Origin of the sequence: Pseudomonas sp. LB-090624 (assembly GCF_003205205.1) — a bacterium.
GTDB lineage: Bacteria > Pseudomonadota > Gammaproteobacteria > Pseudomonadales > Pseudomonadaceae > Aquipseudomonas.
The window spans coordinates 26617-41078 of sequence record NZ_QJRL01000024.1 but is presented as its reverse complement, the minus strand read 5'-3'; the positions used below and the strand labels follow the sequence as shown (position 1 = coordinate 41078).

General features: G+C 62.0%; 13 protein-coding genes and 1 pseudogene. 9 read left to right on the top strand and 5 right to left on the bottom strand.

Annotated features, from left to right (window positions below):
* Positions 1 to 7: 7 nt before the first annotated feature.
* On the bottom strand, positions 8 to 724 hold the full coding sequence (locus DMX11_RS19645; RefSeq protein ID WP_110746021.1) for an LrgB family protein: 717 nt from the start codon (positions 722 to 724) through the stop codon (positions 8 to 10).
* Positions 721 to 1083, bottom strand: a complete 363-nt coding sequence (locus DMX11_RS19640) for a CidA/LrgA family protein (RefSeq protein ID WP_110746020.1) — start codon at positions 1081 to 1083, stop codon at positions 721 to 723. The genes DMX11_RS19645 and DMX11_RS19640 overlap by 4 nt, the downstream gene beginning before the upstream one ends.
* 143 nt (positions 1084 to 1226) lie before the next feature.
* Between DMX11_RS19640 and DMX11_RS19635 the strand changes: the two genes are divergently transcribed.
* The 9 genes and pseudogenes from DMX11_RS19635 to DMX11_RS19595 all read left to right on the top strand — a co-directional run bounded on the left by DMX11_RS19635 (position 1227) and on the right by DMX11_RS19595 (position 12321).
* Positions 1227 to 1682, top strand: coding sequence for a MaoC family dehydratase (locus DMX11_RS19635; RefSeq protein ID WP_110746019.1), 456 nt, complete (start codon positions 1227 to 1229; stop codon positions 1680 to 1682).
* A gap of 175 nt (positions 1683 to 1857) precedes the next feature.
* A complete protein-coding gene (gene prmA / locus DMX11_RS19630) occupies positions 1858 to 2736 on the top strand; it encodes a 50S ribosomal protein L11 methyltransferase (protein ID WP_110746018.1) in 879 nt (292 codons plus the stop codon).
* Between the two features lie 42 nt (positions 2737 to 2778).
* A complete protein-coding gene (locus tag DMX11_RS19625) occupies positions 2779 to 4143 on the top strand; it encodes a DUF3426 domain-containing protein (RefSeq protein WP_110746017.1) in 1365 nt (454 codons plus the stop codon).
* 208 nt (positions 4144 to 4351) lie between these two features.
* Positions 4352 to 5365, top strand: a complete 1014-nt coding sequence (gene dusB, locus DMX11_RS19620) for a tRNA dihydrouridine synthase DusB (protein ID WP_110746016.1) — start codon at positions 4352 to 4354, stop codon at positions 5363 to 5365.
* Complete coding sequence (gene fis, locus DMX11_RS19615; RefSeq protein ID WP_003249693.1) at positions 5362 to 5682, top strand: DNA-binding transcriptional regulator Fis; 321 nt, start codon at positions 5362 to 5364, stop codon at positions 5680 to 5682. Before dusB ends, fis begins: the two co-directional genes overlap by 4 nt.
* A gap of 81 nt (positions 5683 to 5763) precedes the next feature.
* Positions 5764 to 7371: a bifunctional phosphoribosylaminoimidazolecarboxamide formyltransferase/IMP cyclohydrolase gene (purH, locus tag DMX11_RS19610; RefSeq protein ID WP_110746015.1), complete on the top strand. Its 1608-nt coding sequence runs from the start codon at positions 5764 to 5766 to the stop codon at positions 7369 to 7371.
* A 77-nt stretch (positions 7372 to 7448) separates the two neighbouring features.
* Complete coding sequence (purD, locus tag DMX11_RS19605) at positions 7449 to 8744, top strand: phosphoribosylamine--glycine ligase (RefSeq protein ID WP_110746014.1); 1296 nt, start codon at positions 7449 to 7451, stop codon at positions 8742 to 8744.
* 135 nt (positions 8745 to 8879) lie between these two features.
* On the top strand, positions 8880 to 11651 hold the full coding sequence (locus tag DMX11_RS19600) for a hybrid sensor histidine kinase/response regulator (RefSeq protein ID WP_110746013.1): 2772 nt from the start codon (positions 8880 to 8882) through the stop codon (positions 11649 to 11651).
* 72 nt (positions 11652 to 11723) lie between these two features.
* A pseudogene (locus DMX11_RS19595) lies at positions 11724 to 12321 on the top strand (MarC family protein).
* 17 nt (positions 12322 to 12338) lie between these two features.
* On the opposite strand, the gene DMX11_RS19590 reads toward DMX11_RS19595, so the two are convergent.
* From DMX11_RS19590 to DMX11_RS19580, 3 genes are read right to left on the bottom strand one after another with little or no spacing between them, the layout of a single operon-like run.
* The gene (locus DMX11_RS19590; protein WP_110746012.1) at positions 12339 to 12995 is read right to left on the bottom strand and encodes a hypothetical protein; all 657 of its coding nucleotides are present in this window, start codon (positions 12993 to 12995) and stop codon (positions 12339 to 12341) included.
* The gene (locus DMX11_RS19585; RefSeq protein ID WP_110746052.1) at positions 12988 to 13677 is read right to left on the bottom strand and encodes a hypothetical protein; all 690 of its coding nucleotides are present in this window, start codon (positions 13675 to 13677) and stop codon (positions 12988 to 12990) included. Before DMX11_RS19585 ends, DMX11_RS19590 begins: the two co-directional genes overlap by 8 nt.
* A 51-nt stretch (positions 13678 to 13728) precedes the next feature.
* Entirely contained in the window at positions 13729 to 14412 is a 684-nt protein-coding gene (locus tag DMX11_RS19580) for a hypothetical protein (protein WP_110746011.1), read from the bottom strand.
* Positions 14413 to 14462 lie beyond the last annotated feature (50 nt).

Genomic DNA, 14462 nt, shown 5'->3' with positions numbered 1-14462 from the left:
CAACTCCTCAAGCCACAAGGCTGACCGCCAGCGGCAGGAACACCGCCGTGGCCACGCCCATCAAGCTCATCGCCAGCGCGGCAAAGGCGCCGCATTCGTCACTTTCCTGCAGGGCCACCGAAGTACCCACCGCGTGTGCGGTCACGCCCAGCGACATGCCACGCGCCTCGGGGCTGTGCACGCCAAAGCGGCTCAACAGCGCCGGGCCGAAGATCGCCCCGATCACCCCGGTGATCAGCACGAAAACCGCCGCCAGGGCCGCCACGCCGCCGATCTGCTCGGCCACCAGCATGGCAATGGGCGAAGTCACCGACTTGGGCGCCATGGTCATCAGGATCATGTGCTCGGCGCCGAACCACCAGCCTAGCAGCAGGCAGCACAAGGTGGCGAACAGGCCCCCGACTACCAGCGTAGTAAAGATGGGCCAGAACAATTGGCGAATACGCCGCAGGTTGAGATACAGCGGCACGGCCAGGGCCACGGTGGCAGGCCCAAGCAGGGTGTTCATGATTTCGGTGCTCTTGCGGTATTCGCCGTAGTCGAGGCCGCACACCAGCAGCACGCCGATCACCAGCAGCATCGACACCAGCACCGGCTGCAGGAAGATCCAGCGCGTCTTCTCGTAGGCTGCCAGCACCACCTGGTAGGCCGCCAGGGTAATACCGATACCGAACAAGGGATGATGCACGACCGCACTGAGGGTGCCTTGCCAATCAAGCGTCATGGTTGCTCCTCACCCTTACCCTGGCGATGGATGAGCTTTTGCATCAACACACCGACGAACACCAGGGTTAGCAGACAGGAGATCAGCAAGGCGCCGGCAATCGCCCAGAAATCGGCGGCGATGTCCCTGGCATACACCATCACCCCCACGGCCGGTGGCACCAGCAACAGCGGCAGGTAGCGCAGCAGGCTGCCGGCTGCTTCGTTCAGCGGCTTACCGACTTCGCCACGGGCCATCAGGAAGCACAACAGCAGCAACAGGCCGATGATCGGCCCCGGCAGGAACGGCACCAACAGATGATTGATCGCCGTCCCCAGCAACTGGAACAGCACCAGCCAGGTCAAACCACGCAACAGCATAAGCATCTCCCTCGGGCATGGCCGTCATTATAAGCACGCGGGGCAATAGACCGATATTCGCCGAAAAGCGGGTAACTTGACTGAAGCGGTTCGCCGTGCTGATCTTGCACTTTCGTACCAACTGACAATCGGGAGAGTCCGCGATGCCCTATGTACCGGTTACAGAGCTTTCGCAATACGTTGGTAAGGAGCTGGGGCGCTCGGCTTGGCTGAAGATCGACCAGCAGCGCATCAACCTGTTCGCCGAGGCTACCGGCGACTTCCAGTTCATCCATGTTGACCCGGAAAAGGCAGCAAAAACACCGTTTGGCGGCACCATCGCCCATGGCTTTCTGACCTTGTCCCTGATACCCAAGCTGATCGAAGACATTCTGGTGCTGCCACAAGGCTTGAAGATGGTCGTGAACTACGGGCTGGACAGCGTACGTTTCATCCAGCCAGTGAAGGTGAATAGCCAAGTGCGTTTGAAGGTGGACCTGGCCGAGGTGACGGAGAAAAAGCCGGGGCAGTGGCTGCTAAAGGCGATCGCCACACTGGAGATCGAGGGCGAAGACAAGCCTGCTTATATAGCTGAGTCGCTTTCGCTCTGCTTCGTCTGATGCGACCCTGAATAAATGCTGGAACACGGGGCCGCTTTGCGGCCCGATCGTGACGCAAGGCCGTCCCCACAAGGAGCGAGCCCGGCCTTCTCTACAAACCCCCCGCACTCGCGTAAACTGCCAGCCTTCGCGCAGCCTGGGGCTGCCTTCTGTCGATTTACCAAAGGTGCCCGCCATGCCTTGGCTGCAAGTACGCCTGGCCATCAGCCCGGAACAAGCCGAAACCTACGAAGATGCCCTGCTTGAAGTAGGCGCGGTCTCGGTCACGTTCATGGATGCCGAGGATCAACCGATTTTCGAGCCAGACCTGAACACCACCCCTCTGTGGTCACACACCCACCTGCTGGCCCTGTTCGAAGCCGATGCCGACCCTGAGCAGGTGTTCGCCCACCTGCGCCTGCTGACTGGCACCGCGTTGCCCGAGCACCAGGCCGAGGTGATCGAAGATCAGGACTGGGAGCGCAGCTGGATGGATAACTTCCAGCCGATGCGCTTCGGCCGTCGCCTGTGGATCGTGCCCAGCTGGCACGACGCCCCGGACAAAGCCGCCGTGAACCTGCTGCTGGACCCAGGCCTGGCCTTCGGCACCGGCACCCATCCCACCACCGCACTGTGCCTGGAATGGCTCGATGGCCAGCAGCTCGATGGCACCCAGGTGCTGGACTTCGGCTGCGGCTCGGGCATCCTCGCCATCGCCGCGCTGCTGCTGGGCGCCCGCGAAGCGGTGGGTACCGACATCGACGTGCAGGCCATCGAGGCCTCGCGCGACAACGCCCAGCGCAACGGCATTGCCGACGAGAAGCTGGCGCTGTACCTGCCCGAGCACATGCCGGCCATGCAAGCCGACGTGCTGGTCGCCAACATCCTTGCTGGCCCACTGGTGTCGCTGGCGCCGCAGCTGTCCGGCCTGGTCCGCCCAGGTGGCCTGCTGGCGCTGTCGGGTATCCTCGCCGAGCAGGGTGAAGAAGTGGCTGCCGCCTACGCTGCAGACTTCGACCTGGACCCGATCGTCGTCCGCGATGGCTGGGTACGCATCAGTGGTCGGCGCCGCTAAGCGGGCCTAGAATACTTTCTTGCACAGCTCCCGGATCGCCGCATGACCGACAGTTTCGTCACCCAGTGCCCGCATTGCCAGACCAGCTTTCGCGTCACCCACCACCAGTTGAGCGTGGCGCGTGGCGTGGTGCGTTGCGGCCACTGCCTGCAGGTGTTCAACGCCGCCAAGCAACTGCTGGAGCAAACCCGTGCCAACGCACCTGAGGTGCCGGTAGCGGCGCCGGCACCCGCGGCGCCTGCCGAGCCAGTGCCAGCGCCCGCGGTTACCCCCGAACCTCTGAGCCGCGAGCGCAGCATAACGCCGGACGAAGAGTGGGCCCTCACTGCCCAAGCGCTGGACGCACTGGACCTCGACCAGGAACTGGCTCGCCTGGAGCGGCGCGGCCAACCGGCCCCCGCACGCCCCGTCAACCCGGATAACGGGTTGCAGGCGCGGCGTGACGATCCGCACCCGGACGAGCATGCGCACGAGCACGACCTGTTCGGCACCGCCACCGATGACCCCTTCGAGCCGCCTCCTCCAGCGGAGCCGGCACCGGTACTGCTTGAGCCGCAGCCCGATCCACTGGACCTGCAACCAGAACCCGGGGAGCGCACCGAGCCTACCCTGGGCAGCAACCTCGACCTGGACATCGATGAGGAGCCGCCCGTACACCGCGCAGCCGAAATCGATGACCAGCCCGCATTCAGCGAACCGCTGCGTGCCAGCGATGACGATATGCCGGAAAAAGGCCTGAGCGCCCGCGACGATGAGCCATTGCCGCTGCACCTGTCGGCGCACGATGACGACCCTGTCGAGGCGTTACCCGGCGAACGCCTGGAGCCGGGCCTGACCAGCAAACCCGAGCGCCCGTCGCGCAAGGAGCCGCTGGTCGATGTGGTCGACGACCCGCTGCAGCTGGGCTGGGAAAAGCCCGCACCCAACTGGGGCAAGCGTCTGCTGTGGGGCTTCCTGACCCTGCTGGCCGCTGGCTTGCTGGCATTTCAGTATGTCTGGTTCCACTTCGACGAAATGGCCCGCCAGGACCAGTACCGGCCGATCTTCCAGCAAGTCTGCCCGCTGGTCGGCTGTCAGGTCCCCACCCGCGTCGACATTTCCCGGATCAAGAGCAGCAACCTGGTGGTGCGCAGTCACCCGGACTTCAAAGGTGCCCTGATCGTGGATGCGATCATCTACAACCGAGCGCCGTTCGCCCAGCCGTTCCCGCTGCTGGAGCTGCGCTTCGCCGACCTCAACGGCCAACTGATCGCCAGCCGCCGGTTCAAACCGAGCGAGTACCTGTCGGGGGAACTGGCCGGCCGTGGCGAAATGCCCAGCCAGACACCGATCCACATTGCCCTGGACATCCTTGACCCAGGGCCGAAGGCGGTCAACTACAGCCTGAGCTTCCGCTCGCCGGAATAAACAGCGCGCCCTTCGCCTTTCGGAAGCGGCCTTGCGACCCATCGCGACGCAAGGCCGCGCCCACAGGTGCGCGCCAACCAAAGCAAATGTCATAAGCCGACAACTGTTCAGATTTTATCCAAATCCATCTTTATCCGGTCACCGAGAGCGGGTATCATGCCAACCCTTTTTCGAACTCCAAGATTCGGCCCCACAACAGGGATCACCTATGTCGGCGGTACGCATCGGCCCATACACACTACGCAATAACCTGATCCTTGCGCCCATGGCCGGGGTTACGGACCAGCCTTTCCGTACACTTTGCCAGCGCTTGGGTGCCGGGATGGTGGTGTCGGAAATGGTCAGCAGCGACATGAGCCTGTGGAACAGCCGCAAGTCGAGCCTGCGCCGCATCCATGAAGGTGATCCCGAGCCCCGCTCGGTGCAGATCGCCGGCGGTGATGCGCAGATGATGGCTGCGGCGGCACAGGCCAACGTCGAAGCGGGCGCCCAGATCATCGATATCAACATGGGCTGCCCGGCAAAAAAAGTCTGCAACAAAGCGGCGGGCTCTGCTTTATTGAGAGATGAAGCCCTGGTCAGCGAGATCCTCCACGCCGTGGTCGGCGCTGTGGATGTTCCGGTGACCCTGAAGATCCGCACCGGCTGGGACCGGGCGAACAAGAACGGCCTGAACGTGGCAAAGATCGCCGAGCAGGCCGGCATCCAGGCGCTGGCGGTGCATGGCCGCACACGCGCCGACCTGTACACCGGCGAGGCCGAATACGACACCATCGCTGCCATCAAGCAGGCGGTGTCGATCCCGGTTTTTGCCAACGGCGATATCACCTCGCCAGAAAAGGCCCGGGCGGTGCTGGACGCCACCGGCGTCGATGGCCTGCTGATTGGTCGGGCTGCCCAGGGGCGGCCATGGATCTTTCGCGAGATCGAGCATTACCTGCGTACCGGCGAGCACTTGCCGGCACCGCAGCTGGACGAAGTGGAACGCATCCTGCTAGAGCACCTGGCCGCGCTGCATGCCTTCTATGGCGATGTGATGGGCGTACGTATCGCCCGCAAGCACGTTGGCTGGTACCTGGCAACACGACCCGGCGGCAAGGAGTTTCGCTCCCGGTTCAACGCTTTGGAAGACACACAAGCGCAGTGCGCCAACGTTCGCGGTTTTTTCAGCGAGCGTCGACAGAGCCTTGAGACAGAGGACGGACAAGGGGTGGCCGCATGACGATGATGACCGAGAATTTTGTGAGTGGAACAACGCCCGTGAGCGACAACGCCAACCTGAAACAGCACCTGAACACGCCGAGCGAAGAGGGCCAGACCCTTCGCGACAGCGTCGAGAAGGCGCTGCACAACTACTTCGCCCATCTGGAAGGCGCGACCGTCACGGACGTGTACAACCTGGTGCTCTCCGAAGTCGAGGCGCCCCTGCTCGAAAGCGTGATGAACTACGTGAAGGGCAACCAGACCAAGGCCAGCGAGATGCTCGGGCTGAACCGAGGCACCCTGCGCAAGAAGCTCAAGCAGTACGACTTGTTGTAAGCCAGAATCCCAACCAGAAAAGGCGGCTCCCTGAACAGAGGCGCCTTTTTTGCTGACTCCACCGCGTTATTGGAATCCGAAATGACCGACCAGACTACCCGCCTGCCAGTCCGCCGCGCCCTGATCAGCGTCTCCGACAAGACCGGTATCCTCGAATTCGCCCGTGAGCTGCAGCAGCTCGGTGTCGAGATCCTGTCCACCGGCGGCACCTATAAGCTGCTCAAGGACAACGGCGTGAACGCGGTGGAAGTGGCCGACTACACCGGCTTCGCCGAAATGATGGATGGCCGGGTCAAGACCCTGCACCCGAAGATCCACGGTGGCATCCTCGGCCGTCGTGGTACCGACGACGCCATCATGAACGAGCACGGCATCAAGCCGATCGACCTGGTGGCGGTCAACCTGTACCCGTTCGAAGCCACCATTTCCAAGCCTGGCTGTGACCTGCCGACCGCCATCGAGAACATCGACATCGGCGGCCCGACCATGGTCCGCTCGGCCGCCAAGAACCACAAGGACGTGGCCATCGTGGTCAACGCCAGCGACTACGCCGGCATCGTCGAAGGCCTCAAGGCCGGCGGCCTGACCTATGCCCAGCGCTTCGACCTGATGCTCAAGGCCTTCGAGCACACTGCTGCCTACGACGGCATGATCGCCAACTACATGGGCACCATCGACCAGGCCAAGGATAACCTCAGCACCGAGGCGCGCAGCGAATTCCCGCGCACCTTCAACAGCCAGTTCGTCAAGGCCCAGGAAATGCGCTACGGCGAGAACCCGCACCAAAGCGCGGCGTTCTATGTCGAAGCCAAGAAAGGCGAAGCGAGCATCTCCACCGCCGTGCAGCTGCAGGGCAAGGAACTGTCGTTCAACAATGTGGCCGACACCGACGCCGCACTGGAGTGCGTGAAGAGCTTCGTCAAGCCGGCCTGCGTCATCGTCAAGCACGCCAACCCGTGCGGCGTGGCCGTTGTGCCTGAAGACGAAGGCGGCATCCGCAAGGCCTACGACCTGGCCTACGCTACCGACACCGAGTCGGCATTCGGCGGCATCATCGCCTTCAACCGCGAGCTGGACGGTGAAACCGCCAAAGCCATCGTCGAGCGCCAGTTCGTCGAAGTGATCATCGCCCCGAAAATCTCCCAGGCTGCCCGCGACGTGGTGGCTGCCAAGCAGAACGTACGCCTGCTGGAATGCGGCGAGTGGCCAGCCGAGCGCGCTGCCGGGTGGGACTTCAAGCGCGTCAATGGTGGCCTGCTGGTGCAGAGCCGTGATATCGGCATGATCACCGCCGATGACCTGAAAATCGTTACCAAGCGCGCCCCGACCGAGCAAGAAATCCACGACTTGGTGTTCGCCTGGAAGGTGGCCAAGTTCGTCAAGTCCAACGCCATTGTCTACGCCAAGCAGCGCCAGACCATCGGCGTCGGCGCCGGCCAGATGAGCCGCGTCAACTCCGCCCGCATCGCTGCAATCAAGGCTGAGCACGCTGGCCTGCAGGTACAAGGCGCGGTCATGGCTTCGGACGCGTTCTTCCCGTTCCGTGATGGTATCGACAATGCGGCTAAAGTGGGTATCAGCGCCGTGATCCAGCCGGGTGGCTCGATGCGCGATGCAGAGGTGATTGCTGCCGCTGATGAAGCTGGCATCGCCATGGTGTTCACCGGTATGCGTCACTTCCGCCACTAATTACGCGGATCCCGAGGCGAGTCGAGATCCTGTGGGAGCGGCGCCAGCTTCGGGATCACCTGAATCGAGGTTTTGACATGAAAGTTTTGATCATCGGCAGCGGTGGCCGCGAGCACGCCCTGGCCTGGAAAGTCGCCCAGGACCCACGCGTCGAGAAAGTCTTCGTTGCCCCCGGCAACGCTGGCACCGCCACTGAAGCCAAGTGCGAGAACGTCGCCATCGACGTTTGCGCCCTGGAGCAACTGGCCGACTTCGCCGAGAAAAACGTCGACCTGACCATCGTTGGCCCGGAAGCCCCGCTGGTCATCGGTGTGGTCGACCTGTTCCGCAGCCGCGGCCTGGACTGCTTCGGCCCAACCAAGGGTGCGGCCCAGCTGGAAGGCTCCAAGGCCTTCACCAAGGACTTCCTGGCACGTCACAAGATCCCGACTGCCGACTACCAGAACTTCACTGAGATCGAGCCAGCCCTGGCCTACCTGCAGGAAAAGGGCGCGCCGATCGTGATCAAGGCCGACGGCCTGGCTGCGGGCAAGGGCGTAATCGTCGCCATGACCCAGGAAGAAGCCGAAGCCGCCGTGCGTGACATGCTGGCCGGTAACGCCTTCGGTGAAGCCGGTTCGCGTGTTGTGATCGAAGAGTTCCTCGACGGCGAGGAAGCCAGCTTCATCGTCATGGTCGACGGCCACAACGTGCTGCCCATGGCCACCAGCCAGGACCACAAGCGTGTCGGCGACCAGGACACCGGCCCGAACACCGGCGGCATGGGTGCCTACTCCCCTGCCCCGGTGGTTACCGCCGAGGTGCACCAGCGCGTGATGGACCAGGTGATCTGGCCGACCGTGCGCGGGATGGCCGAAGAAGGCAACGTCTACACGGGCTTCCTCTATGCTGGCCTGATGATCGACAAGGCGGGCAACCCCAAGGTCATCGAGTTCAACTGCCGCTTCGGCGACCCGGAAACCCAGCCAGTCATGCTGCGCCTGGAGTCGAGCCTGGTACTGCTGGTCGAGGCCGCTTTCGCCAAGGCGCTGGACAAGGTCGAAGCCCAGTGGGACCCACGCCCGAGCCTGGGTGTGGTGCTGGCAGCGGGCGGCTACCCCGGCGACTACGCCAAGGGCGACCTGATCAGCGGCCTGGACGCTGCTGCGCAGATCGAAGGCAAGGTATTCCACGCCGGTACTACGCTCAAGGATGGCCAGGTGGCTACCAACGGCGGCCGCGTACTGTGTGCCACTGCCATGGGCAGCACCGTTGCCGACGCGCAGCAGCAAGCATACCGCCTGGCCAAGGAAGTAAGCTGGAGCGGTAGCTTCTACCGTTCCGACATCGGCTACCGGGCCATCGCCCGCGAGCGCGGTGAGCACCAGCAGTAAGTACTGCCGGAGCGCCGTGGCGCCTTGCGCACACGGCATCCGGCTGGTCGACAGGGCCCGGTTTGGGCCTTGCCTTCGACTTGGCGCGCCGCGCATAGTTAGTACCCGGCACATCGGCTAAGAAGGGATTTCGTAGTGCGTCGGCTTCGGATTGCCTCAGCTCTTATCGTCAGCTTGCTGACCCTGCTCTGCATGTTCCCGGCTATGGCCGAACAGGACGGAGGCTGGACCGTTCTGCTCGACGAACAGGCCAACCTGCAACTGAGCGACGTACGCTCCGAGCGCTACCGCAACCAGTTCAGCCCACTGGTGTTAGCCGAGCTGGATGCAGCGCCTGCGGAACAGGCCTTGTGGCTGCACTACCGCCTGCCCCCTGGCGACCAGGAGCAATTGCTGCGGGTGTTTGCCCCCGACCTTTCTGGCCTGGACCTCTACGCCCTCGAAGGCGACCATCTTCTGCGTCAGCTGCACCACGGCCGCCAGGCCGGCAATGCCAGCCCGACCCTGCGTGGCAGCGATCATGTACTGTCACTTCCCAACAGCAAGCAACCGCTGGACATCTATCTGCGCCTGGTCTCAGAGCACCAACTGCGCCCGGCCATCAGCCTGGAGCCAGCGGCCGAGGCCGCCTCCGATCAAGGCCAGCCGCTGCTGTTCGGCATGCTGTTCGGTGGTTTGGTGATGCTGATCATGCACAACCTGATCCGCTTCCTTTACAGCCGCTCCAGTACCACCTTGATCCTGGCGCTGTACCACGGCCTGATGCTGCTCAGCGGCCTGATCCTGCTGAACCTCAGTGGCCCCTGGTGGCATGTATGGCACAGTGCGCAAACGCCCGCTGCCTACCTGACACTGGTGCTGGCCGGTCTGGCGGGGCTGTATTTCACCCAGCATTTCTTCTCGCCGTGCAACTCGCCACGGCTGAACCGCCTGCTGCAAGGGGAAATGCTGATTGTCGGGGTCAGCGGCCTGGTGCTGCTGTTCGTCGATACCCTGCCCCTCAACCTCATGACCTACGCCCTGATGGCGCTGGGCAGCGTGAGCATGCTGCTGGTCAGCAGCTATCACTGGTACAAAGGCTATGCACCCGCGCGCCTGTTCAGCCTGGCCATGGTGGTGTTCAACCTGGGCGGGCTTGTGCTGCTCCCGGCACTGCTGGGCCTGACCCGCACTGCGACGCCGTGGCTGCTGTGTATCCTGCTGGGCCTGACCGTGGTCAGTGGCCTGCTGCTCAACCTGGCCGTCAGCGAGCGCCTGCGGCGCATGAGCGAAGAGCGTTTCAGCGCCAGCCGTGCGCTGGCCGCCAGCGATGCCGAAATCAACGCCAAGGCCGAGTTCCTGGCCAAGATCAGCCACGAAATCCGTACCCCGATGAACGGGGTGCTGGGCATGACCGAGCTGTTGCTGGGCACGCCGCTGTCGGTGAAGCAACGCGACTACGTGCAGACCATTCACAGCGCCGGCAACGAGCTACTCACGCTGATCAACGAAATTCTCGACATTTCCAAGCTGGAGTCCCGGCAGATCGAGCTGGATGACGTGCAGTTCGACCTCAATGCGCTGATCGAGGACTGCCTGAACATCTTCCGCGCCAAGGCCGAGCAGCAAAACATCGAACTGATCAGCTTCACCCAGCCGCAAGTACCGCGGGTGATCAGCGGCGACCCGACGCGTCTGCGCCAGGCCTTGTCGAGCCTGCTGGAAAACGCGCTTAAAAACACCGATCAGGGGGAGATCCTGCTGGTGGTGGCGCTGGACCAACGCGGCGAGGTGCCGCGCCTGCGCATTGCCGTGCAGGACAGCGGCGAGCCATTGCCTGCCGCCGACCGCGAAGCGCTGCTGCAGGCCGAGCTGCACAGCCACCACTTCCTCTCCAGCAACAAGCTGGGCGGCCACCTTGGGCTGGTCATCGCCAAGCAGCTGATCGGCCTGATGCAGGGTGAGTTCGGCATCAAGAGCAGCACCGGGATGGGCAATACCCTGTGGCTGACCTTGCCGCTGGACCCGTCGCGCCTCGAACAGCCCCCGGCCGACCTGGACGGCCCGCTGCGCGATGCCCGCGTGCTGGTGGTGGACGACAACGAGACCTGCCGCAAGGTGCTGGTCCAGCAGTGCAGCGCCTGGGGCATGAATGTCAGCGCAGTGCCGTCAGGCAAGGAAGCCTTGGCCCTGCTGCGCACCAAGGCGCACCTGCGCGACTACTTCGATGCCGTGCTGCTGGACCAGAACATGCCCGGCATGACAGGCATGCAACTGGCCGCCAAGATCAAGGAAGACCCCAGCCTGAACCATGACATCCTGGTAGTGATGCTCACCGGTATAAGCAACGCGCCCAGCAAGGTCATCGCGCGTAACGCAGGGGTCAAGCGGATACTCGCCAAGCCGGTAGCCGGCTATACGCTGAAAACCACCTTGGCCGAAGAACTGGCCCAGCGCGGCCGTGAGCAGGCGGTGCCTGCGAGCCCGCCCGGCATCCCCCAGGCACTGGACCTGCCCGGTGACTTCCGCGTGCTGGTCGCCGAAGACAACAGCATCTCGACCAAGGTGATTCGCGGCATGCTCGGCAAGCTCAACCTTGAGCCCGACACCGCCAGCAATGGCGAAGAAGCCTTGCAGGCGATGCAGGCACGCCGTTACGACCTGGTGTTGATGGACTGTGAAATGCCTGTTCTGGATGGTTTCTCGGCCACCCAGCAATTACGTGCCTGGGAGGCGGCCAACCAGCGCCAGCGTACCCCCGTGGTGGCACTGACTGCGCACATTCTTGCCGAACACAAGGAGCGCGCGCGCCTGGCCGGCATGGATGGGCACATGGCCAAACCGGTGGAATTGTCGCAATTGCGGGAGCTGATTCAGTACTGGGCCAATCACCGCGAAGCCACGGCTGACCCGGTGCATACTTCCTGATCTGCCGGCACAGGATGGCAACAGCATCTGCTGATAAACTCTGCCCAGCCATCACTGCCTGGACTACCCCCCATGCTCCATGAGTTGTTCAGCGTCTACCTGAAAATGCTCGTGCTCTACAGCCCGTTCTTCGTGCTGTCGTGCTTCATCAGCCTGACTCGTGGCCACTCCAGCAAGGAGCGCAAGCAACTGGCCTGGAAAGTGGCCTTCGCAGCGCTCATCGCCAGCGTGCTGCTGTACCTGTTCGGGCGGGCGATATTCGGCATTTTCGGCATTACCGCCGATGCGTTTCGTATCGGCGCAGGCAGCGTGCTGTTCATTTCCGCACTGGGCATGGCCCAAGGCAGACCCGCCGTCCAGGCCGACAACGTGCAACAGGACGTCACCCATCGTGCCACTGACCATCCCGCTCACCGTCGGGCCTGGCACCATCGGTGCCTTGCTGGTGATGGGGGTAAGCCAACCACACTGGGACGACAAACTGCTGGCCATTGTCAGCATCGCCCTGGCCAGCTTTACCGTGGGCCTGGTGTTGTATCTCTCCCACGGTATCGAGCGGCTGCTCGGTGACCAGGGCTTGCAGATTGTCAGCCGGCTAATGGGGCTGTTCGTCTGCGCCCTGGCCGCGCAGATCATCTTCACCGGGATCCGCGGCTACCTGTTGCCCTGACTCACGGGCCGGGTGCTTTACAGTTGCAGGTCGTGTATGGCCTTGCCGTTTTGCTTGTCGACGCTGGCCTGTGCCCGCTTGCGGTAGTCCTCACGGAAGCCCTGCAAGTTGAAGTGGACCACTTCGACACGGATTTCCTCGAGCTTCACTTCCTTGGACGACTGGAGGAACAGAAAATCTTTCACGGTTTTCTTCATCGACATTTGCATATGAACCATCACCATGTCGATAAAGCCGCTGGACTGCTGAGCGCATGGAATCAACTGAAAACGCGCGATACCTTTGGAAGCAGCCGTGCTTTCAAAGGCGCTCAATGCCCGGGTGTCCTTGCGTAACGCCTGTACAGAGGATTCCGCAGTCTGGTAGTGATTGGCTGAGCCTTTCTCACGAACCTTCGCAAGGGCCTGCTCCGCAATACTGGCCTTGTTAGGCCCCGGCCGAACCGACGTAGGCGCGAGTTTGCCGTCGAACCCCAGAAACGCGAAGTTCCGCCAGTAGTTCCTGAACCAGTCCGCCTCGAGGCCTTCGTTGAAATCCCCCCATGCTACCTGCTGGGCAAATGCGTTGGCCAACAGGATGTCCTGACGGGCTTCCCGACTCACGCCTGGCAAAAACGATATCAGGCTGCTGTGGACGAGTTTGCCACTGGCAACTTTTTGATTGAATTCACTCATGTTCTACTCCCAAAGCAACGACAGGTTTGATCTGGCTGCGGTATTGCAGTTGCTTGACTTTGATAGAATCATGCAGACCCGCACTTATCGAATGAATCACCTTTTCATCGGTTTGATAGTGGGCATCGAACTGCTGGGTAGACTGGTCGCTTGCAAGTGTTAGCGGCTGCCTCAGCCAATCTCCAGTCAATGCCCCTGCAGTACTGAAGCCCAGTTCGGTACTGATGATGCTCGAGTCGGCCAATATCAAGCGCAACTCAATACGCACATGGCTCATGCCTTTATCATCTGGCGGCCGAATGCACTCCCCTGCCAACAACTGCTCGATGGCGCCGTCTGACTGGGCCGGGTATGCGTCAAGGCATTGGGCTAATGGCTCACGCAGGGTGCTGGGCACGCCTGTCAGGAGGTTGGCCCGCAAGATCTGCCAAGGCTCGCAGGCCGTTGCGTTTTTCTCGGCAACAGGGCGGGACTGCATGTTGACGATCGTGCAGCCGAAATTGCTCTGCACTCGCAGATAATTTCTATGCCATTCATCATCCTGAATAGCGTGTCCCTTGTTAGCGGTCAGGTAGGCTGCCAGCTGGATATTCAGTAATGTCTCTGCCCGTGAAACACTGACGGTATCATCAATGAATACCAGGCTATTGCCGTTTAACCACAGTGTGTAGTTGGCTTGCATCTGCATGCCCTCCAGGCCTGCCGAAAACATATCGGCAGGCCAGCTTTCTAATTAAATATCCAGGGCCAGCAGAACTTCCAAGGCACTGGCGTCAAGTTTGCCTTCAACCGCGCTGCGCAGCTTTTCGTACTGACGAGCATCGAACTCCAACACCGCACCACAGGCAAAGTTGGTCGTACCACTGCTGTCCCATTTGGCCAGCAGATAGTTAGCAGTTTTGTCGGGTTTGGCGTCGGTCTGAATCGCACTGACAGCCATGGCCATATTGCCCTCGCTCGAGTATTCGCATCGGTTGAGGCTCACCTCGGTTCGGTCATTTTCCGAAGTGGTACGGCCAAGCAATTCAACGTTGTTGGCACTGGCGGCCAATGCGCTGACAACCGTTTTCCCAAGGCCCTCCAGTGCAGTTGCCAAATCGCCTGTGAAAGCGCCATAGGCCGTCTGCAGGCCCTTGCCCAGCAGGTTGCTGATTTCGAGGCGCTGATTGCTCTCTGTGACCTTCAATACGTCGACGTTGGTCGGCGACCAGCCCATCTTGGACATAACGAAAATGTAGTGGGCGAACCAGACCCGAGGATCGTTGATGGCGTTGTACAGCTTATTGGCACTTTGTGTTGCCAGGGCATGGCAAGCCTTTGCAGCATCGAGGTTTTCTTGGCTCATCCCCTCGGGGAAGACAAACAGGTTCTTGTCCGGCAGCACCTCAAGTTTCATCTTCTGGTGGTCAGTAGTCATATGAAAGGTCTCCAAGTAGGGTTACGGTTGAAGCCTGATGGCTCCAGCCG